General features: G+C 38.5%; 22 protein-coding genes. 11 read left to right on the top strand and 11 right to left on the bottom strand.

All coding sequences use genetic code 11. The annotated features are described in order from the left end of the window. Window positions 1–9 precede the first annotated feature (9 nt). The 4 genes from F3G91_RS05720 to F3G91_RS05735 all read left to right on the top strand — a co-directional run bounded on the left by F3G91_RS05720 (window position 10) and on the right by F3G91_RS05735 (window position 3375). Complete coding sequence (locus F3G91_RS05720) at window positions 10–1347, top strand: PFL family protein (RefSeq protein WP_021085933.1); 1338 nt, start codon at window positions 10–12, stop codon at window positions 1345–1347. A 126-nt stretch (window positions 1348–1473) separates the two neighbouring features. Further along, on the top strand, window positions 1474–1938 hold the full coding sequence (locus F3G91_RS05725; RefSeq protein ID WP_149700954.1) for a hypothetical protein: 465 nt from the start codon (window positions 1474–1476) through the stop codon (window positions 1936–1938). Between the two features lie 123 nt (window positions 1939–2061). Further along, on the top strand, window positions 2062–2751 hold the full coding sequence (locus F3G91_RS05730; protein WP_149700955.1) for a cytochrome-c oxidase: 690 nt from the start codon (window positions 2062–2064) through the stop codon (window positions 2749–2751). A gap of 171 nt (window positions 2752–2922) precedes the next feature. Beyond that, a complete protein-coding gene (locus tag F3G91_RS05735) occupies window positions 2923–3375 on the top strand; it encodes a hypothetical protein (protein ID WP_149700956.1) in 453 nt (150 codons plus the stop codon). Window positions 3376–3560: 185 nt separating this feature from the next. Here the strand turns inward: F3G91_RS05735 and F3G91_RS05740 are convergent, their stop codons facing one another. From F3G91_RS05740 to F3G91_RS05755, 4 genes are all read right to left on the bottom strand, one after another. Then, complete coding sequence (locus tag F3G91_RS05740) at window positions 3561–4721, bottom strand: DNA-methyltransferase (RefSeq protein ID WP_149700957.1); 1161 nt, start codon at window positions 4719–4721, stop codon at window positions 3561–3563. 3 nt (window positions 4722–4724) lie between these two features. Beyond that, the gene (locus F3G91_RS05745) at window positions 4725–5348 is read right to left on the bottom strand and encodes an ApaLI family restriction endonuclease (RefSeq protein ID WP_149700958.1); all 624 of its coding nucleotides are present in this window, start codon (window positions 5346–5348) and stop codon (window positions 4725–4727) included. A gap of 20 nt (window positions 5349–5368) precedes the next feature. Continuing rightward, complete coding sequence (locus F3G91_RS05750; protein ID WP_149700959.1) at window positions 5369–6376, bottom strand: IS1595 family transposase; 1008 nt, start codon at window positions 6374–6376, stop codon at window positions 5369–5371. Window positions 6377–6516: 140 nt separating this feature from the next. Beyond that, on the bottom strand, window positions 6517–7116 hold the full coding sequence (locus F3G91_RS05755) for a YagU family protein (protein WP_149700960.1): 600 nt from the start codon (window positions 7114–7116) through the stop codon (window positions 6517–6519). A 160-nt stretch (window positions 7117–7276) separates the two neighbouring features. On the opposite strand from F3G91_RS05755, the gene F3G91_RS05760 reads away from it, so the two are divergent. Both F3G91_RS05760 and F3G91_RS05765 read left to right on the top strand, forming a co-directional pair. Continuing rightward, window positions 7277–8476 carry a tetrahydrodipicolinate N-succinyltransferase N-terminal domain-containing protein gene (locus F3G91_RS05760; RefSeq protein WP_149700961.1) on the top strand — a complete coding sequence of 400 codons (1200 nt, stop codon included), beginning with the start codon at window positions 7277–7279 and terminating at the stop codon, window positions 8474–8476. An 11-nt stretch (window positions 8477–8487) separates the two neighbouring features. Continuing rightward, window positions 8488–8982: a type 1 glutamine amidotransferase family protein gene (locus F3G91_RS05765; protein ID WP_149700962.1), complete on the top strand. Its 495-nt coding sequence runs from the start codon at window positions 8488–8490 to the stop codon at window positions 8980–8982. A 30-nt stretch (window positions 8983–9012) separates the two neighbouring features. Here F3G91_RS05765 and F3G91_RS05770 read toward each other — a convergent pair whose 3' ends face one another. The 7 genes from F3G91_RS05770 to F3G91_RS05800 form a co-directional block, all read right to left on the bottom strand. Next, window positions 9013–9348 carry a Fic family protein gene (locus tag F3G91_RS05770; protein WP_149700963.1) on the bottom strand — a complete coding sequence of 112 codons (336 nt, stop codon included), beginning with the start codon at window positions 9346–9348 and terminating at the stop codon, window positions 9013–9015. Beyond that, window positions 9320–9550, bottom strand: a complete 231-nt coding sequence (locus F3G91_RS05775) for a hypothetical protein (protein WP_149700964.1) — start codon at window positions 9548–9550, stop codon at window positions 9320–9322. The genes F3G91_RS05770 and F3G91_RS05775 overlap by 29 nt, the downstream gene beginning before the upstream one ends. Window positions 9551–9598: 48 nt before the next feature. Then, on the bottom strand, window positions 9599–9868 hold the full coding sequence (locus F3G91_RS05780) for a DUF4172 domain-containing protein (protein ID WP_149700965.1): 270 nt from the start codon (window positions 9866–9868) through the stop codon (window positions 9599–9601). A 31-nt stretch (window positions 9869–9899) separates the two neighbouring features. Next, window positions 9900–10325 (bottom strand): gamma-glutamyl phosphate reductase, encoded by a 426-nt coding sequence (locus F3G91_RS05785; RefSeq protein ID WP_149700966.1) that lies wholly within the window; start codon window positions 10323–10325, stop codon window positions 9900–9902. Between the two features lies 1 nt (window position 10326). Further along, on the bottom strand, window positions 10327–11121 hold the full coding sequence (locus F3G91_RS05790) for a CsgG/HfaB family protein (RefSeq protein WP_103610975.1): 795 nt from the start codon (window positions 11119–11121) through the stop codon (window positions 10327–10329). A gap of 128 nt (window positions 11122–11249) precedes the next feature. Further along, complete coding sequence (gene glmS / locus F3G91_RS05795) at window positions 11250–13061, bottom strand: glutamine--fructose-6-phosphate transaminase (isomerizing) (protein ID WP_009294444.1); 1812 nt, start codon at window positions 13059–13061, stop codon at window positions 11250–11252. 3 nt (window positions 13062–13064) lie between these two features. Beyond that, a complete protein-coding gene (locus F3G91_RS05800) occupies window positions 13065–15563 on the bottom strand; it encodes an HD domain-containing protein (protein WP_149700967.1) in 2499 nt (832 codons plus the stop codon). Between the two features lie 110 nt (window positions 15564–15673). On the opposite strand from F3G91_RS05800, the gene mqnE reads away from it, so the two are divergent. Genes mqnE through F3G91_RS05825 form a run of 5 tightly spaced genes read left to right on the top strand, consistent with a single transcriptional unit; the run spans window position 15674 to window position 20421 of the window. Further along, a complete protein-coding gene (gene mqnE, locus F3G91_RS05805; protein WP_149700968.1) occupies window positions 15674–16738 on the top strand; it encodes an aminofutalosine synthase MqnE in 1065 nt (354 codons plus the stop codon). Window positions 16739–16749: 11 nt separating this feature from the next. Then, complete coding sequence (locus F3G91_RS05810; RefSeq protein ID WP_149700969.1) at window positions 16750–18042, top strand: NCS2 family permease; 1293 nt, start codon at window positions 16750–16752, stop codon at window positions 18040–18042. A gap of 12 nt (window positions 18043–18054) precedes the next feature. Then, entirely contained in the window at window positions 18055–18495 is a 441-nt protein-coding gene (locus F3G91_RS05815) for a phosphoribosyltransferase (protein WP_012001533.1), read from the top strand. A gap of 9 nt (window positions 18496–18504) precedes the next feature. Next, window positions 18505–19722 (top strand): ArnT family glycosyltransferase, encoded by a 1218-nt coding sequence (locus F3G91_RS05820; RefSeq protein ID WP_149700970.1) that lies wholly within the window; start codon window positions 18505–18507, stop codon window positions 19720–19722. Window positions 19723–19725: 3 nt separating this feature from the next. Continuing rightward, window positions 19726–20421 carry a type II secretion system protein gene (locus F3G91_RS05825; RefSeq protein ID WP_149700971.1) on the top strand — a complete coding sequence of 232 codons (696 nt, stop codon included), beginning with the start codon at window positions 19726–19728 and terminating at the stop codon, window positions 20419–20421. Window positions 20422–20674 lie beyond the last annotated feature (253 nt).

Genomic DNA, 20674 nt, shown 5'->3' on the forward strand with positions numbered 1-20674 from the left:
GGACAAAAGATGGATATCAAAAATGTAACCGAAACTATCTCGATGATCGAGGAGCAAAATTTTGACATCAGAACGATCACGATGGGCATTAGTTTGCTTGACTGCATCGACCCTGACATCAATAAAGCCTGCGATAAAATTTACGCAAAAATCACCACTAAAGCCAAAGACCTAGTTAGAGTGGGCAACGAAATTTCTGCCGAGCTAGGCATACCAATCGTCAATAAAAGAGTGAGCGTGACGCCTATCTCGATAATCGGCGCCGCAACGGACGCAAAAGACTACGTGATGATCGCAAAGACGCTTGATAGGGCGGCTATTGAGGTTGGTATTGATTTTATAGGTGGTTTTTCGGCTCTAGTGCAAAAGGGCTATCAAAAGGGCGATGAAATTTTGATAAATTCTATCCCGCAAGCGCTCGCACAAACTGCAAAAGTGTGCTCAAGTGTCAATGTCGGCTCAACAAAAAGTGGCATAAATATGAGCGCAGTGCGTGATATGGGGCGCATCATAAAAGAGACGGCAGCAGCTTCAGAGATGGGCTGTGCGAAGCTTGTTGTCTTTGCAAATGCAGTCGAGGACAATCCTTTCATGGCTGGTGCATTTCACGGCGTGGGCGAGGCTGACGTGGTGATAAATGTCGGCGTTTCAGGCCCAGGAGTGGTAAAAAGAGCGCTTGAAAAGGTGCGTGGCGAGAGCTTTGACGTGGTGGCTGAGACTGTGAAAAAGACGGCGTTTAAGATCACACGTATCGGTCAGTTAGTCGGTCAAATGGCGAGCGAGCGCCTTGGGGTTAAATTTGGTATCGTCGATCTCTCTCTTGCTCCAACGCCAGCTGTGGGAGACTCAGTGGCTCGCGTGCTTGAGGAGATGGGGCTTGAGGCTGTCGGTACGCACGGCACGACTGCTGCACTAGCTCTCTTAAACGACGCGGTCAAAAAAGGTGGCGTCATGGCATGCAACCAAGTTGGCGGCTTAAGCGGTGCATTTATCCCAGTCTCAGAGGACGAGGGCATGATAGCTGCGGTGCGCGCAGGATCATTAAATTTAGAAAAGCTTGAGGCGATGACTGCGATATGCTCGGTTGGACTTGATATGATCGCCATACCTGCGGATACGCCAAGCGAGAGTATAGCTGCGATGATCGCTGATGAGGCGGCTATCGGCGTGATAAATCAAAAAACAACGGCCGTTCGTATCATACCTCTTGGACGTGAGGGCGATATGATCGAGTTTGGCGGCCTTTTAGGCAGAGCGCCTGTGATGAAGATAAATAAAGCCTCAAGTGCCGACTTTATCGCTCGTGGCGGACAAATCCCAGCTCCAATTCATAGTTTTAAAAATTAATCTTCAAAGTCCGCTTTAAATTTGCGGACTTTACATGATTTATTTTAGTCGTTTAAAAACAATTAATTCTTGAGTTTTTTGTTATAATTCAACTTTTTATAAATTACGATATGTAAAGGGTTTTTTATGCCACGTATTCGAACAGATAGGGTAGGTCAATCAGTAATAATCTCGACTCCAGTAGTTAAGATGCTTATTTTGTTTTTTCTCTCGCCCATCATATTACTGATAGAGCTTTATCTTCAAAATAAAATATTAAAAATAAAGTGGCGTATAAAAGATATCGTATGGGCGTTAAATTCAACATATTCATTCTGGTTTCTTGCCCTTGGCGTGCTTGCAATTTGCATATTTAAAATATTTGATAGATATAGCCCTACTATTAACGACTATATTCCATTGATAGTTGTAATCTTGCTCTTGGCACCGCACTTCTACTTTTCATTTAAATATAAAAGTAAATTTAATAGATTTGCTAGATTAAAAGCAATAAAAAGAAGGATGGAAATGCGTGCAAAAGCAGAAATGATTTTAAAAAAAGAGAAAGAAGAAGATAGACTAAGAAGAGAAATTAATAAAACTGCTCGTTAGAAAGTTTTATGCAATTTTGCTCCTTGTATTTGTCAAAAAAACAGAGTTTATCTCTTAAATTTATCCTAATCTTTTCAACTGCTTTTAGTTAAAATAATAAAAATTTTAAATCAAGGAGCTAAAATGAAAATTTTATCACTGCTTACGGTGCTACTTTTTGGAGCGGTATGTGGCTTTGCAAATGACGGCAAAGTAAGAAGTATCGACATCTACGTCACGCCTTACTACTCAGCAAATGCAGGCAAGGTGGAGTATGTCAAGGTCTATGACAAGATAGATGAGCTTTTAAAAAGTGGCAAAGAAGACGACTTTAAAAAGGCTGAAAAGATCGTGCAAGACGCCCCACAAATGGTCTCTCCGATAACTCTTTTTGTCCTCTCAGCTCGCGCTTATGATCTTGGACTTCGCGATGATGCGGTATTTTGGTTTTATGCGGCAAAAAACCGCGCGATCTTGCTAAGAGGCGTTATAGACATGGAGAGCGAGAAATTTACTGACGTGGTGGCTGCGATAGGGGCGTTTATGAAGCTTGTTGGCGACGTGGTCAATCCTTATGCATTTTGCGATATCAAAAAGCAACAAGAGATCGCTGATAAAGCGCTTGAATGGACTAAGAAAAATGCCTATGAAGCGATGTTTTCGCCAGAATTTAGCTCGCCTCACGAAGATAGAAAAGCAGCCCTTGCAAAAGGCATAGAAAAGCTAGAAGCGCGCAATAAAAAGGAGAAAGATTATTTTTTAGACAAAGACAATCTTGCTAACTTCAAAGCTATGCGCAAGCAAAATGGCACTGATGAGAAATTTTGCTTCTAAGTAGCGAGAAAAACTGAAAAATTGCTTGTAAATTTAGCTTTTGCTTTATGCTAAAAGGGCAAATTTACAAGCTATCTCCATTTTAGATGATAAATTTTAGCTCACTACAAATTTGCTTAAATTTGGCTCTTTTTACAAGAGTAGCAAAACTACAAAAAATGAGAATGAAAAATGACTTTGAAATTTGGCGAACTTAAAAAAGTTGCAACAGATGATGGCTTTATCTGGTATGCGGAGACTGGGCTAAAAAGTGCAATTTTTGGGCAGGTAGCGTTTTGCCTCGTTAGCACAGACATGGCAGACGTAGATGATGAGACTACTTTGCTGGCAGAACGCATCGCTCAAGATATCGACCAATACATAAAAGAGTCGCTTGTCTTTTTAAAAGATGAACTTAGGCGAGGGCGCTTTTTGAGCAAGGACGAGCTTAGCTTGCTTGACGCGCCAGTTTCCGAACTGCCATTTAGCTCGCCGCAATGCACCTTTTATGCGCATGACAAGCAGTGGCTGATGAGATTTGCTGAGGGCGAGCTTGATATCTGCGAGCCTTATGGCATTGGGGTGATCTTTGAGGGTAAAAAGCCACTTTGTTTAGAAAAATTAGAACTTAGTGAAGAGTGCTAAACGCTTAAGTTTTTAAATTTATGCATTAAGAGCTAGATAAATTTGAAATTTATAAGCCTTTTGGCTGTGAGCTTAGAAGCGCTGAAGTTTTTTAAATGGCTCTATTAAAATATAGGATTGTCAAGCAAAAATATAAGCATTAAAAAATAGATTCCATTTATTAAAATGAATACATGTTACATTATCTATTTAATTCTCATTTCAAAATGTGTTTGATATTGTGGAATGATTATCATATTAGATGGGATTGATTCCGTCAAAATATTTGTTTCATCTGTTATTAAAATTGTAAAGCTGCACTTTTTTTTTCTACACGCTTCGTTTAATAAAACTATTGCTTCTTGTAAGCTTTCGCTATCTTTTTGTATTTTTATTGCAACTGGTGCATCCAAGTAGTGTTTTTTTAAAAAAGCATCAATACCATTGTTTCTTTGAACAATATCACAATCAAACTGTTTTAGTATAGATAGCTCTTTTTCTGTCTTTGTTTGATATGCATCGATTCCTTTTTTTAACAGAATAGAATTTGTTTTAGTCGGAGTATCTAGTCTTTGTTTTGTTAATGCGATAGCCTTGCTATTTATATCAATTCCTATATAGTTTCTATTTAGAAGCTTTGCGCTCACTAGCGTAGTACCGCTTCCACAAAACGGATCAAGAATTAAATCATTTTCATTTGAACCAATCTTTATAATTCGTTCCAATAATTCAATCGGCTTTTGTGTTGGATAGCCGGTTCGCTCTTTTGCTTTTGGATTCAAAAAAGGAATATCCCAAACATCAGACATTGGAACACCTTTTTTTTCTTTAGAATTTATGATGTCGCCATTTTTATCTCTTTTATAAACGACTTTTCCAAGCTCATTTCTCTCTCTCTCTTGAAGTATTTGGTCTATATTTGTGGTAGCAGAATAGTTACAATATAGAGTATTAAAATTAAATTTATCACTTTTTGAGTAAAACAGAATTGTTTGATGATTGGGGATTAACCCTTTTTGGGAATTAGACCACCTTTTGTATGTCCAAATTATTTCGCTTCTAAAATTTTTTTCGTGAAATATTTCATCTAATAAAACTTTTAAGTAGTGTGAAGCGTAGGTATCACAATGTAGAAATAAATTGCCTGTTTCCTTTAAAACACGCTTCATTTCTAATAATCTAATACGCATATATTCAAGATAAGTATGTCTTGACTCCCAACTATCAGAAAACTCATATCTTTTTCCATTTGAATTGGAAAGCTTTTGTTTTTTTTGGGTAAAAAATGGTGGGTCAAGATAAATCATATCAATACAACATTTGTCCATTTTTCTTAATATATTTATACAATCATCGTTATACAACATTACTTATTTCCTTAACTCTGCAATTTTTTCTAAAATTTCCATTAAATCAATGTCAGTATATTCTTTAATATATGCCCAAGCAGAGTCTCCTACATAATACTTCCCACCTATTCCCTTATATAGTGTCTCTAATGTTTCTTGTATTTTCTTAGCCTGTGTTCTTTGTGGATAGTAAAACATAACTCTTATTGGTATATATCCCTTTGCTTTTATAACTTGGACACGAGTATGCTCTTTTGTAATATGGTCACCGTCAGTAGTAGCATCGCGCCATTTAATTTCGTGCGCATTTGTTTCAATCAAACAATCAATTTCAAATGTTTTTGGTTTACTGCCTTGGGTGTTTATAATTTTTACTTTTTTTGCTTTTGAGTATTTGTATTTAAAACAGATAAACGCCGCTTCTTCCAAAAATGCTCCCGCATATTTATATAAAAAACGACCTTTATTTTGGTATAAATCGATCAATTTTCCTTCTCCATCTGAAATACCTAAAACTCGATATATCAGATAATGCGAAGTATCATCTAGTTCCATTTCTACAACACGAGCATCAACTTGCGATTTCAAATCATTTACATATTTGTCAGCCAAGTTCTTAATTAAAATATATACTTCTTTATTCATAGTTTATCCTTTTTTAATACTTACTCCACCATCAATGGCAAAGCTGGTCTGTTTGCCACACTTATACTTTTACTAATACAATCTGTATTTAGTATATGCTTGAAAAGTATTTGTTCTTTATCTTTTCTGCTTTCTTTTGCAAAATTTACAAAATTGTGATAGATAAGGTAGTTATTTAGATACTTCGTAGATACGCTTTTAAGGCCGTGGATTAACATATTTTTATTGATTGTCTGGATATTAAATGCACCTAGTTTATACCTGTTTCTATACATTCTAATATGACTTAACACCATTTCGCTTAAGAGCTTTAAGTTTAAGCGTAGGCTATCAGTTACAAATATGCTATTACGCTTTAATTTACCATTTATAAAACTATTTAAGGCTTTTACGTCTGGTTTGCCAAGATTTGCTATATTGTCTACTGGCTTAGCGTTTGAATTTACAATACAAGGTATGCAAACGAGTTCCTTAGATAACCCACGCTTTGCGTTTGCAGCGCCTCTTTTTTTTACTAAGCATGGAAAATTAAAGGATTTATGATTGCCTTTATATGAAATAGACATAAATGTTTCACCGGCTTCTACTATGCCGTCAAACTTTATGCTATCTTGTATTTCTTGCAAAGCGTCAAGAATTTTATGTCGCCAAGCAAAGGCAGTAGGCAGTGAGATATTGCAAATTTCAGCGGTTTTCCTAAGCGAGTATTTTTCTATCATACAATGGATATATTTTTGCCATACCGATAAATCCTTTTTAACACCATATAAGATAGTGTTGTTTGAGCTTACAAAAGACTTATTGCAATCAAGGCAAAGAAAGCTTTGTTTGCCATTGCTTCTTGTGCCGTTCTTTTTAAAATGAGTTGATTTACAATGCGGACACTCTTTTATCTCTTTTGAGGGAGTCAAATTTGACTCTGATTTTTCTTTGTTTTTGATAGATTTTAGAAAGGATTTTTTGTCATCATTACTTAGAGTGTTAAAAATTTGTTTTACTATTTCAAGCTCTGCTTTTGAAGTTACCATTTTACTGACTCTATTGCTGTTTTTAATGTAGCTATTTTAGCAAAATAAAGCTTAAAAACAATCTTTTACTTTAACAAAGCCTTTTAAATTATTAAATTTGCTGTTTTTAGGTTTTGCGCCCAAAACAGCAAATTTACAAGTTATGCGTTGCAGCAGCAGTCGCTCGGATCTTTTTCTTTTGTGATCCTAGCTCTTAGGTCGTGGCGGATGATCTCTATCGACCAAAACCAGACCATGTGACCTACAAACTCAGAGACATACTCATACCAAGGAAGTGTCCAAAGTGGCGGAGTGAGGCCAAGAAGCGGCAGTGAGATGCCATGAACTGCGATAGTTGCTAAGATACCAGCCATCACGCCTTGCCACATCGTGATCTTTGGATATTTCTCAGCCACGACGCAGTAGCCAACGGCAAAGACGACGGAGAAGATAATGTGCGTTAGCATCACGTAGTTAAAGGCATGCCCTGCAAACTCGTAGATAGCAGCGTTTGGATCGGTGATATCGACATAATCTCTTAAAAATACATAAGGCGGGTTTAAGAAATTTCTCGAGCAGTCGATCGCATCAGCTGCTCTGATGGCACTTTCTGGCTCACAAGCTACGTTAAACATATCCATAGGGCTTCTTGGCGGAAGCGGCACTTCTGCACCCCATTTGACAAAAGCTGAAACTACGCCAGCGACGAGGCCGATCAACGCAGCTAGGGCAAATTTTGGTTTGGTAGCTAAATTTGACATTTTGTCTCCTTGTAAAATTAGAGGCATTTTATTTCTATTTTCTTTATGATAAGATTAATCATTATTATAATTTATAAATTTATCAAAGCTCAAATGCTTTAAAATCATAAAATTTTTAGCCATTTTTGGCTAGACTAAGAAAAAATTTAAAGGAGAATAGATGTCTAAAGAGTTTAAAGACGCAAACGAATTTAAGGAATTTTTTGAAGAATTTAGAAAAAAAGATGGCTACAAAGATCCAGTTGCTTTTGGCATCGCAAGAGTCGATCGCGGACAAAAAAATAGCGATAAAATTTTGCAAGCAAGTTTTGGCGTTGTAAATTATAAAGAGAGCTTTTTAAGCGCAGCTGCTTTTATCTACGCCTTGCAAAAGTGTGATGTTGAGGTTGATTTTAGCGCATCCGAGTTTGTCGCAGATCTCACGCCAAAGGTAACAAAAAAGGTTAGCAAACTCTTTAGTGTCTTTGAAAAAGATATAAAATTGCATAAAAACGTAGAGAATTTACACGCTGTGAAGATGGCATTTGAGGATGATCTTGAGCTAAATGAGAATAAATTTAAGCTTGTATTTTTGTTCGATGACGCAAAGCCACTTAGCGTGGAGGCCGTCTATCTCAAGCTCTACTTGATCTCACTTGGCAAGGTCGCACCTAGGACGATCGTACTTGATGGAGCCTTTGGAGTGCTACCAAATGTCGCATGGACTAGTCAAAACATCCCGATCGAGCTTGAGTGGCTAAGAGAAAATGAAATTTCTCTAAAGATGTTTGGCGAGTATCCAGCGATCGTGAGCGTGGATAAATTCCCAAGATTTCTAAGTCACATCATCCCAGCTGATAACACGAGAATTTTAGACGCTGCCAAGGTTCGCATGGGCGCAGCTGTGCATCCTGGCACGGTCGTCATGCCAGGAGCTGCTTACATCAACTTTAATGCAGGCACAACTGGTGGCGTGATGGTTGAAGGCAGGGTCAGCAGCTCTGTCGTCGTGGGCGAGGGCAGTGACGTTGGCGGGGGTGCAAGCATACTTGGCGTGCTAAGCGGCACGAACGGCAACCCTGTAAGTATCGGCAAACACTGCTTACTTGGCGCAAACTCAGTTACTGGCGTGCCACTTGGCGATAACTGCATCGTGGATGCTGGCATAGCGGTGCTTGAGGGCACAAAGGTCTATATCTCGGCAAGCGAGCGCGAAAAGCTAGCTAAGCTAAATCCAGAGTTTAAATTTGAAGCTGAAATTTACAAAGCGCTTGAGCTTGGCGGGCTAAACGGGCTTCATTTTAGACAAAATAGCCAAACAGGTCAGATCACTGCAAGCGCGAGCAAAAGGGCGATCAAGCTAAATGAGGCACTTCATTAAAAGGAGCTAACATGAAAGTTGGCATTTTGATGTTTGACAAGATAAATTTGTTAAGCTTTGCCAAAATTTATGATTTTTTGCATAAATTTGAAGGTTTTAACATCAAAACCTACGCCCTAAAGCCTGAGATAGTCGATGAATTTGGCGTCAGGCTTCATCCTGAAATTTACGCTGAGAGCCTTTATGGCGTGGATATCTTGGTCGTGCCAGATGGCGTTGGAGCGCTTGGGCTAAGATATGATGAGATATTTTTAAGCTGGATAAAAAGCTCAGCGAGTGCGAAATTTAAGATCGGCTTTGACCTTGGCATGCTCATCCTTGGCGGGGCTGGATTTTTAGAGGATAGAGAGGCCTGCATAAGGGGCGGATACAAAAACGCGCTGAGTGGCTACTGCGAAGTAAATGACGCTAAGATGTGCGAGAGCAGGGGTGTGATAAGTGTTAGCGAATTTGATGACGAGATCAAAGAGCAGCTCGTAAAAATCCTAAGTAAAGATAAAATTTAAGGGCTTTGGCTCTTAAATATGATAGAAATTTTATCTTTTTAATGAGCTTATAGCTTGTTTTATGGCGCTATTTACCGCCTCTAAATGCCACTTTATACATGCCGTAAAGTCAAAGTTTAAATTATTTTCAAGCTTTGTTGTCTGCTCTAAAATTTCATAATAATCTTTTTTATTTGCATAAATAACGCTGGAGATATAAAATGGCTCAATGCTCTCACCAGCCAAGCAGTAGTGCGCCAAAGCCCTTGCCATGCGTCCGTTGCCGTCGTCATAAGGATGGATGATCACAAACCAAAGGTGCGCTAAGGCGCTTTTTACATAGGCGTTTTCGGAGCTTTTATTGATAAAATTTAAAAAATTCCTCATCCTCTACGCGCTCTGCTGGCAAGGCTTCGTAGTGGATCTGCACATTCTCTTGTGAGCCTGAGACGACGCTCATCTCATCTTCTCTAAATTTAGCTCTTTTTATCTTGTAAATTTTGCTATGGCTATATTCAAACAAGGCATTGTGCCAGCCATGTAGCCGCTCGAAGTTCATAGGAGCTTTGTTTAAATTTGCATCAAGCATTAGCGAGACTAGATTATCACTGTGTCTAGTCGCATGAGTGTCGGCTAGTCAGTCAAAATTTTCATCTAGTCTCTTTTTTATCGATGAGCGAATGCTCGATCTTTTTAGCCTCTCGCCCACTATGAGAGATGAGTAAAATATCCCATCTTCTATGGCGTTAATTTGCGCCTTTAAAATATCGTTTCTACTAATATTACTTGTTATCTCTTTTAAAATTTCGTGATCTTGCTCTAGTTTATTTGCAAGGGTGTCTATCACACTTTTGTTGAAAGAAAAATTTGGGTAGTTGGGATGTTGCCATATCCACAGGTTTTGCATCAAATTTCTTTAAAGATTATGGCTTTTGTGCCTATCTATAAGGTCTTCTATACTCTCTTCTAGCGTCATTGTAGCCACGTCTATAACCGCGCTCAAAACCATCATCATAGTCGTCACCATCGTAGTAGCCTCCACGGTAACCACGCTGAAATCTATCAAATCTTTCGTACTCATTTTGATAGTATTGGTGGTAGTTAGGAGGATATGGTGCATAGTTTGGATCAATAGGATAGTAGCCACTCATGCGGCAACTATCCTCATCAAAATCTTTCAATCCAAAACGAAATTTATATCCGTCTATCTTTTTGCTAAGGGCGTCATAGTTTCTCGTGTCGCCATAAAATTTAGCCATTTCTCTTTCGTTTATAAGTTTGCAAAGCCCGATCTCTATCTTTTTAGTATAGTTTGCAGCTAGCAGCATCGTAAATGTACAAAACAAAATGGCTATAAATTTCATCTTAGTCTCCTATTTTTATATTTCCGCCTTTGCCAAGACCACCTTTTACATTTTGGACTTTATAGTCTTTTAGCGCGACTATAAGTTGGTTCATCGCGTCCATAAAGGCATTTACGATCATCCTGCCCTCTGGTGTCTTTGTGTAGCCACCAAGTCCAGCGCTCACACGTGAAAATGAATTTGAGCCCATGCCAAAGAAGTCAAAGTTGCTATCACTGCCGACTGCACCAGCGATCTGTACGCCTGAGCGGTTGTCTATGAGAAGCAAAGATGTTTGTGTTTCGCTCTTTGAAAAGCCTCCGCTTACCTTGCCAGCAACATTACCAAAGACAGCGCCTACAAGTCCGCTGATACCGCCAGTATCTTCTTTGCTAAATGTGATCTCTGGCTGCATAGTATAATCAGCCGCTACGACTTGACCTTTGTGAAATTTAGAGCCTTTTCTTAGCTCGCCACTAGCTTCAAGTGCGCGCTCTTGCATCATATTATCCATACTTCTGCCACGCTCGACGATGACGAAGCAGCCTGTTTGCTGAGCTAAGATCCTTAGCACCGGCACTGTTGAGCCAAGCTGATAATCTCTAGTTAGATATGAGTACCATGAGCTACTTTGATCCTCGTAAAAAGACAATGTTCCTAGCGTTTGGCTGCAACGCTCGATTTTCGTGTTGGCATTTTTGGCTGTATCTCCTGCTGCGGCACCAGTTACACCACTATTGCTGCTAGCGCATCCAGCAAATAAACAAAGAGCGGCAATGCTGCTAAAGACCTTAGATGCTAAAAATCTCTTTTTCATGAAGATCCTTTTTAATGTAATTAGAAGTGCAAATATTATAAGAAAATAATATTTTGTGAAAACTTAAATTTTAAAAGAAAAATATAAAAGTAAAATTTAAGCGGCCAGCAAGATGCCAGCCACATAAATTATTCGACAGTTACGCTTTTTGCGAGGTTTCTTGGCATATCGACATTGTTGCCAAGTCTAACGGAAATTTCAAGTGCAAGTAGCTGAAGCACTAGCATCATCTCGAAAAATTCGCTCATATAGTGATCTTGAACGCTTGTTTTTACGTAGTCATCGCTTAGTTCAAACTCAAGTGGGCTGATCGCTAGGATATATGCATCTCTTGCAGCAAGCTCTTCGACGTTACTTTTTGTCTTTTCATATAGTAAGTTTTGAGGCATTAAAGCGATCGTAAATAGCTTCTCATCTGCAAGCGCGATAGGGCCGTGCTTCATCTCGCCTGATGGATAGCCCTCGGCGTGAAGATATGAAATTTCTTTAAGTTTTAACGCACCTTCAAGTGCCAGCGGATAGAAGATATCTCTACCGATAAAGAAGAAGCCATGACCGTGCAAATAGTGCTTGCTTAGGCGGTGAAGCTTCTCTTGCAAAGAGTTATCTATATTTAAAATTTGTGGGATATGAAGAAGCGTTTTGATCTCGTGATCAAGCTCTTTCTTGCTGATAGATCCCTTTGCTGATGCCATTTGAAGCACAAGCATCCAAAGCACGATGATTTGCGTTGCAAAGGCCTTTGTGCTTGCCACGCCTTTTTCGATGCCAGCGCGAGTTAGAAGCGTATTATCAGCTAGTCTAACGATAGATGAGTTATCGACATTGCAAATAGCAAGTGTCTTTAGCCCAGCCTCTTTTGCGATCCTAAGCGCCTCAAGAGTATCAGCTGTCTCGCCACTTTGCGAGATGACGATGAAGAGCGAGTTTTTGTTTAGATAAGGCTTTCTATATCTAAATTCGCTTGCCACTTCGACCTTTGTTCTAACTTTGGCAAGCCTTTCAAAAAGATAGCTTGCAACAAGCGCTGCATGGTAGCTCGTACCGCACGCACAAAGCACGACATCATCGATGCCTTTTAGGTATTCATCGTCTAAATTTTCAAGGGTAACTTTGTGGTTTTTGACCCTGCCCATGATGGTTTCAGACACGACTGCGCCTTGCTCGTAAATTTCTTTCTCCATAAAAAATGTATAACCCTCTTTTTGGGCATAGCTCTTATCTTTTGGCAGTGCGTTAAATGTTATGCTAGCCTTTTTGCCGTGTTTAAAAACAGCTATCTCATCTAAGCTCACGTAGCCGTAGTTGTTATCATCAAGATATGCTACTTCTGTTGCGTTGCCGATAAGTGGGGCATCTGATGAGGCAAAATATAGCTCTTTTTTGTCGCTTTTGCCTATCGCCATAGGAGCGGCATCTTTTGCGAAAAATATCTTATCAGGTGCAGTTTTGGTGATAAGTAGCGTCGCATAAGCGCCTCTTAGCTTTGCGATAGTCGCCTCATAAGCTTTAAATGGGTCTTTTTTCTCTTTTAAAATTTCTTCAAAAAGATGTACGATCACTTCGGTGTCGGTTTGGCTGACAAATTTCACGCCCTTTGCCTCAAGCTCATCTTTAAGCTCTTTGTAGTTTTCGATGATGCCGTTGTGAACGACAAATGAGTGCTCGCCAAGGTGCGGGTGAGCATTTATCTCAGTTGGTTTGCCATGAGTTGCCCAGCGTGTGTGACCTATCGCCACGCCAAAGCCCTCTGATGTAAAGTCCTTTGTCTTTAGGGCTAAATTTTCAAGCTTGCCAACAGCTTTGAAAAAGTCGATCTTGCCATCACTCATCACAGCCATGCCAGCGCTGTCGTATCCACGATACTCAAGCTCTTTTAGACCGCTTAAAATGACCTCTTTTTTCTCTTTATCTCCGATGTATCCTACGATTCCACACATGTTTTACTCGCTTATTAATAAATTTAATATCTCTTCGCCTTTACTCTCAAGTCGCTCGTTTTTCTCGATCAAAAAGAGATTTCTCGTTCTATTTTTAACCGTCTGAATTCTAGCGCTCGTGACTTGAAAATGAAGCCTGTCAAAAACACTCATCACATAAGCCATTAGCCCACGCTGATCTTTTGCGTTTATGCTAAGTTTGGCGTAATCTTTTGAGTGATTTAGCTCGAAGTTTATCTCATCTTTGTTAATATTTGGTTTCAAAGGCTCTCTTAAAACCTCGCTATCTAGGGATTTTAGGGCTAAAATTTTAGTATTTTCAAGCTCATGATTTTTTACATTTTGGTTAAAGTCAAGCCTGATATAAAATTTCTTCTCAAATAGCTCAAATATCTCCATATATGCAAGGTCAAATTTGGCAAATTCATAGAGCAGAGCGCTTAAATTTAGGCTTTTGTTTGTATAAATTTGAATGCTCAAATTTTTAGTATTGTTTATGAAAATTTCGGTTTCGTTTAAGCTATCAGCCACTTTGCTTAAATTTATGATCTCGCTCGCGCTATATTTTGTAAAGACCAAATTTGATGTGATCTTAAAAATTTTCTCTTGCAGCTTTGGCTCAAGCGCCAAAAACTCGCTATTTCTTTTTATAGACTGCTCTTTTTTTACTCGCCTTGTTGCTTCATCGAGTAAATTTTCATCGCTAAATGCGCTAAGAGAAATTTCATAAAGCTCTCTTAAAAGCTTTGCTGTGTAGGCGTTATAAAGCCTCTCATTAGTGGCGTTTATCACGCAGTAGCTAAGGATGTAAAGTAGCTTTAAAACCTGCTTGTCGCCAAGCTTTGAGATAAAGGCGAAGATGACGCGCTGTGAGTAGATGTCCTCTCTGTTTGAGACGTTGCTCATTAGGGTGTGGTATTTTATCAAGATGACGCCGATGTTGATAGCTTTTTGGCTTAAATTTAGCTTGTTCGCGTAGGCTCTAAAGATGTTTGCACCGATATTTGCGTGATCTTTTCCGCCAAGTCCTTTGCCAACGTCATGCATAAGCGTCACGATCTTTAGCATCGTTTTGCCCTCCAAGCAAAGCTCAGTGTAGAGATTTTTTATAAATTTATCTTTTATATTTTCAAGAAATTTGACACTTAAGATACTATGCTCATCAACCGTAAATTCGTTATAGCCGTCATATTCTGCTAGCTGGGAGATGTGCTCCATCGGTTTTATCAAAATTTGTATCATCTGCGCATCTAGCAAGGATTTTAAGATGGCGTAGGAATTTTCTCTTAAAAATATCTTCTTAAACTCGCTGATAGCGCGCTCTAAGCCATCTTTTGTGATGATGGCTCGCTTGATATAAAAGATCGCGCTTATATCAAATTTATAATCCACATCTTTTAGTTCTAAAAGCTCATTTATGAGATCCTCGATGAGTGCTGGCTTTTTGTGAAGTGGCACGTAGATGACGCCATTTATCTCGTAAAAGCCATTTTTTAGCCTAGCAAATTTTCTCTGCTCGAAGCTTAGCTCGCTTTTGAAAAATGGCCTGCAAAGCGAAGCTGCGATAAATCTTGAATAAATGGCTACGTTATTCATCGAGCTTAGCATCTTTTGGCTGATGACGCTCTCGTTGTCTTGAAGCTTTTTGGACTTTGTCTGCATGAAATTTGTCGTGATCTCGACACTTGAAGCACTGAAAGTATCGGTGTTTTGAGTTAAATTTAAAGCACTTAGCAAGCTTAGTAAAAAATCCACGTTTAGGTTAAAGCTAGCGATCTCTTTTTCATTCATCACCTTAAGGGCTTGTGATCTAACTGAAATATCGCTATCAAGGCAGTTTAGTATGCAGTTTAAGCGGTAAATTTCATCGATCCCGCCAAAGCCACTTTTTAAATTTGGCTCTTGCACCAAGTAGCTTATGCTAGAAAATGGCAAAAATGCCTTTAAATGGTAGTTTAAAAAGGCTTTTTTATCAAATTCTTTTATCTTTATGATCTCGCTTTTTACTAGGCGGTAGAGGCTTTTTGAGCCGCAGATGTAGCGAAGTTGCGAGGTTTCGCTTTTAAATTTAAGGTCATCTTTGAAATTTATAAAAATTTCATCCACTTCGGCAACTTTTATCACAAATTTCATGCCAGAGCTATCTAAAATTTCAGAAAATTCTTTTAAGAAATTTTTTATATTATAGCCCTTTAAATTTTTATAAACTAGTAAAATTTCAAGCTCGCTATTTGCGCTAAGCAGCGTTTGAGCGTATTTGCCAGTGGCTAGAACGCTAAAAGCAAAGCTGTCGTTTTGTGGCACAAACTCATCAAAAAATTCTCGCATAGTTTCATTTAAATAAGATTTTATAAAATCATCATACTCTTTGGCTAAGAAATTTGTGAAATTTCTGCCTTGATTTTTTTGAAAATGTTTTGGCAAATTTGCCTTAAAATCAAGAAATTTCTCTTTGATCTTTGAATAATTATTGCTATTTTTGGCACTTTTATCAGCTAGCATTTAGTGTTTCCATTGTTAAAAATATCTTGGCAAATGTTACATAATTTTTGCAAAAACAAAGCTTTATTTGCTTATAATGAAGCCTTAAGTTCAGCTTTAGGACGATACAAATAATGAATCTATTACAAAAACTAGAAAGTGGCGAGAGATTAAGCAAGCAAGAGGCTTTTTCGCTTTATGAGCTTGATCTTTTTACCTTGGCTAAATTTGCCGATAAAAAGCGTAGAAAACTGCACGGCAACAAGGTCTTTTTTAATGTAAATCGCCATATCAATCCAACAAATATCTGTGCTGACATCTGTAAATTTTGCGCATTTTCAGCCCACAGAAAAAATCCAAATCCATACCTAATGAGCCACGAAGAAATTTTAAAGATCGTTGATGAGAGCGTTAGCCACGGCGCAAAAGAGATACACATCGTCTCCGCCCACAACGCAACTAGCGGCTGGCAGTGGTACTTAGAAATTTTTAAAAAGATAAAGGCAGCTCATCCAGAGCTTCATGTAAAGGCGATGACGGCGGCTGAGATCGACTTTTTGTCAAGGCATTACGGCTTAAGCTACGATGAGGTGATAGAAAAGATGCTCGAATATGGCGTCGATAGCATGCCAGGCGGCGGGGCTGAAATTTTTGATGAAGAGGTCAGGGCTAAAATTTGTAAAGGCAAAGTAAGTAGCAAGAACTGGCTAAAGATCCATAAAATGTGGCACGATAAAGGCAGACAAAGCAACGCTACAATGCTCTTTGGTCACATAGAAAGCCGCGAAAATAGGATCGATCACATGCTAAGGATCAGGGACTTGCAAGATGAAACTGGCGGATTTAATGCATTTATCCCACTTGTCTATCAAAGAGAAAATAACTACTTAAAAGATGTCAAATTTCTAGGATCGGCTGAAATTTTAAAGACTATGGCGATTTCGAGGCTAGTGCTTGATAATGTCCCACACATAAAGGCATACTGGGCTACATCGACCTTAAATTTAGCGATGATCGCTCAGGAATTTGGCGCTGATGATCTTGATGGCACGATAGAAAAAGAGAGCATACAAAGTGCAGCCGGTGCAAACAGCGCAAATGGCGTCACACTAAAGACATTTTGCGATCTCATAAAAACATCTGGTTTTACGCCGGTTGAGCGTGATAGCTTATATAACGAACTTAAAATTTACTAAAGGAGCTTGGGGTGAAATTTTTTGACTTAGCACAAAACAAAACGAGTGTGAAGCAGGAATTTGGAGCGGGACTTACGACATTTTTAGCGATGATGTATATTGTGCCGGTAAATGCGATCATTATGAGCAAAACTGGCATGCCTTATGAGGCATTAATCACTGCAACTGCGCTAATTACCATATTTTCTACTGTATTAAATGGTCTTTGGGCGAACACACCAGTTGCGATGAGCGTTGGCATGGGGCTTAATGCTTATTTTACATTTGGTCTTTGCATTGGCATGAAAGTGCCTTGGCAAACGGCTCTTGGCGTTGTTTTCTTAAGTGGCGTGATATTTGTTGTCTTATCTTTTACAAATTTTAGGATGTGGATTATCAGGTCGATCCCGCTTGATCTAAGAAGAGCGATAAGCGCTGGTATAGGCACATTTATCAGCTTTGTGGCATTTCAGCAAATGGGCTTTATCGTAAATAACGATGCGGTTTTAGTTGGCATAGGAAATTTCAAAGATCCAAACGTGCTTCTTGGCGTTTTGGGGTTATTTTTGGTTGTTTGCTTTTGGGCATGGAAGATAAAGGGCGCATTTATCCTAGCTGTGCTTGCTACTTCAGTGATAGCTTGGGTGCTTGGCATCGCTCCTCATCCAAAAGAAATTTTCTCAACTCCAGCCTCTATCTCACCGATATTTTTAGAGCTTGATATAAAAGGTGCCTTTAGCCTAGCCTTGCTACCAGTTGTCATCACATTTTTTGTGACCGATCTTTTTGACTCGATAGGCACGCTAGCTGGCGTTGGCACGAGGGCAGGGATATTTGACGAAAACAAAAAAGATGGCGTCATAAAACTTGAAAAAACTCTTGAAGCTGACGCTGTTGCTACTGCAGCCGGCTCACTTGTAGGTGTAAGTACGACCACATCGTTTGTAGAGAGTGCAAGCGGCGTAGAAGAGGGCGGTAGGACTGGTCTAACGGCTGTATTTTGCGGACTTTTATTTATACTTACATTATTTATGTTGCCACTTTTTAAAGCGATCCCTGGTAACGCCATCTATCCGATCCTTGTAATGGTTGGCGTGCTTATGTTTGCTGAGCTTGCTAGCATAAATTTCAAAGATCCAGCCATCGCCGTTGCGACATTTTTCATAGTTGTGCTCATCCCGCTTACTTACTCGATCACAAACGGTCTTGCATTTGGCTTTATGTCATACGTCATAGTTAAGCTCATAAAGAGAGAATTTAGCGATATAAATTTAGGCGTAGTTGTGCTAGCGCTCATTAGTTTTATCGTATTTTTAGTGCATTGATAAGGATGAAAGATGATATTTTATAGCTACGATGAATTTGCCGTTGATGCTAAAAAGATGGCAAAACAGATAAAAGATGAGTTTGATCCAGAGGTGATACTAGCTGTGGCAAGGGGTGGTCTAACGCTTGGTCACTCGCTAGCTGTTGCGCTTGAAAATAGAAATTTATTTACATTAAATTCTATCCACTACGAGGATACAAACAAGCTTGATACGATACAAATTTTTAACGTGCCAGATCTTAGCAAATACACTAAAATTTTGCTTGTTGATGATATCATCGATAGCGGCGAGAGCATGGTCGAGATAAAAAGAGAACTGCTTAAACGCTATCCAAATTTAGATATAAAGATAGCGACTGTATTTTATAAAGAAAAGGCTCTGCTTTTGCCTGAATTTAAGGTAAAAGAGGCTCATGACTGGGTTGAGTTTTTCTGGGATATACATATTTAAGGGCTAAATTTGTTAGAAAGAGTTAGAGAATTTGCTAGCAGACACATCGCTTTTAGCGTATTTTTGATATGTTTGATTGATTTTGTTTTTCTGCTTTATGCGGCAAATTCTCTTAGTATAAGCTACAACGAGGCTGAAATTTTCTTTCAAAAGCACAGCCTTCTTGGCTATATTTTAAAACTAAGCGCCCATTTTTTTGGTCAAAATGACCTTGCTGTGCGAGGTGTGATGATCTTTTTTCACATCGCAAGCGTGGTTTTGATGTATAAGGTGAGTAAATTTTACATTAAGCTCGAGTTTGACAGGATCATAGCCGTCCTACTTTTTGTGCTGCTTCCTGGCACGATAGCTTCAGCCCTTATCATAAATAACGCTGGAATTTGCATCACTCTAGCGCTTTTGTGCATATATCTTTTTCATATTAAAAAGAAAATTTTATTTAGTCTCTTTTTCTGCCTAGCCTTTTTCATAGATGGCGATTTTTTGATATTTTATGCAGGATTTTTTATATTTGCACTTTATAAAAGAAAGCCGCCACTTGCTTGGCTCAGTGCCATTTTATTTTTGCTGACACTTTACTTTTTTGGCTTTGAAACAAATGGCAGGCCAAGCGGGCACTTTATCGATACCTTTGGCATATTTGCCGCTGTATTTTCGCCATTCGTCTTTATCTTTTTTGTATATACGATTTATAGAATTTGGGTTAAGGAGAAGAAGGATCTTTTGTGGTTTGTCGCCATTTGCTCATTTTGCTTTTGTATGATAGTCTCTGTGCGCCAAAGGCTGGAGCTTGAGCAGTTCTTGCCATTTTGCGTGATCGCAACGCCACTTATGGTAAGAGTTTTTTTCAACTCATATCGCGTGAGACTGCCAAAATTTAGAAAAGGTCATAAAATTTGCACTAGCTTAGTGATGCTCTTTTTGATATTTAACTGGTCAGCGATCATCTTTAATCAAATTTTTTACCTCTTTTTAAGCGATCCTACAAAACATCTCACTTATAAATTTGATGTAGCAAAAGAGCTGGCAGATAAGCTAAAAGAGGCTGGAGTGCAGGACATAACGACTGAAGATGCAAGGCTTGCACTAAGGCTTAAATTTTATGGGATAAAAACAAAAAGCTACTCTAAAAATTTATTAGCAAGTGCCGATTTAGATGAGAAGTCAAAATTTAGTATAGAAAAAATGGGAAAAGTAGTTGCAAATTTCAATATCAAGGAACGATAAGCTATGAAAAAAAGAGCTTTTACGATGATAGAGCTTGTTTTTGTTATTGTTGTTGTTGGAATTTTAGCTGCCATTATGATCCCAAAACTAAATAGAAATGCCTCAAGAGAAGCTGCAAATCAGATTCTAACTCATATAAGATACACTCAACACCTCGCCATGCAGGATGATAAGTATGAAAATTTTGTTAGTGATAATCCTGTGAGATGGTTTAGAATGAGATGGGGAGTAGCTTTTAATAATACTAGTTTGCAAAAATGCTCTATAGATAAGCCGGGAGTTGTTACGTGGAAATATAGTGTCTTTTTTGATAAAAGTTTAAATGGAAATATAAATTCAGAAAATGAAGTTGCGAATGATATCTATAAAAGTGGGAAACTTCTTAGCGGAGGCTGGAGTAGTGGAATAGTAACAGAAGCTACTTGTAAAAAGTGGAATAAAGAATTAAATTTAGGAAAAAGATTTGGTATAACATCAGTTGATTTTAAAGATGGTTGTAGTGGAATGCAAACTATAATTTTTGATGAAATGGGTCGTCCTATGAGAGTAGCAAGTACTACCTCTGGCGGAGCGAAACGTCCTTATGATAGACTTCTAAAAAAAGATTGCAGTATAACAATAACTGACAAACGTGGTAATCAAACAATTATTATTATAGAAAAAGAAAGCGGCTTTGCATCTATAAAAGAAAATAGTTAAATTTGATCAAATTTTAAGCTTTTGATTTTTTTCAAAAAGCTGCTATTTTTTAATCTGCATTTAAGCATCCCTCATATATAATTCCAGCTCACGAAACGAGAAACCACCTTTAACTTCAACGTTAATAAAGCCTTTTTCTTATCGTTGTTCTTTTAACTTACAATTGTTAAACTATTAGTCAATCTTTGAAATCTAAACAAGTGATCGATTGAGCCAGTCTATTATGATTAAATAATAGATTAGACAAACTAAT

The sequence above is a fragment of the Campylobacter concisus genome (assembly GCF_902460715.1).
GTDB classification, from domain to species: Bacteria; Campylobacterota; Campylobacteria; order Campylobacterales; family Campylobacteraceae; genus Campylobacter_A; species Campylobacter_A concisus_AK.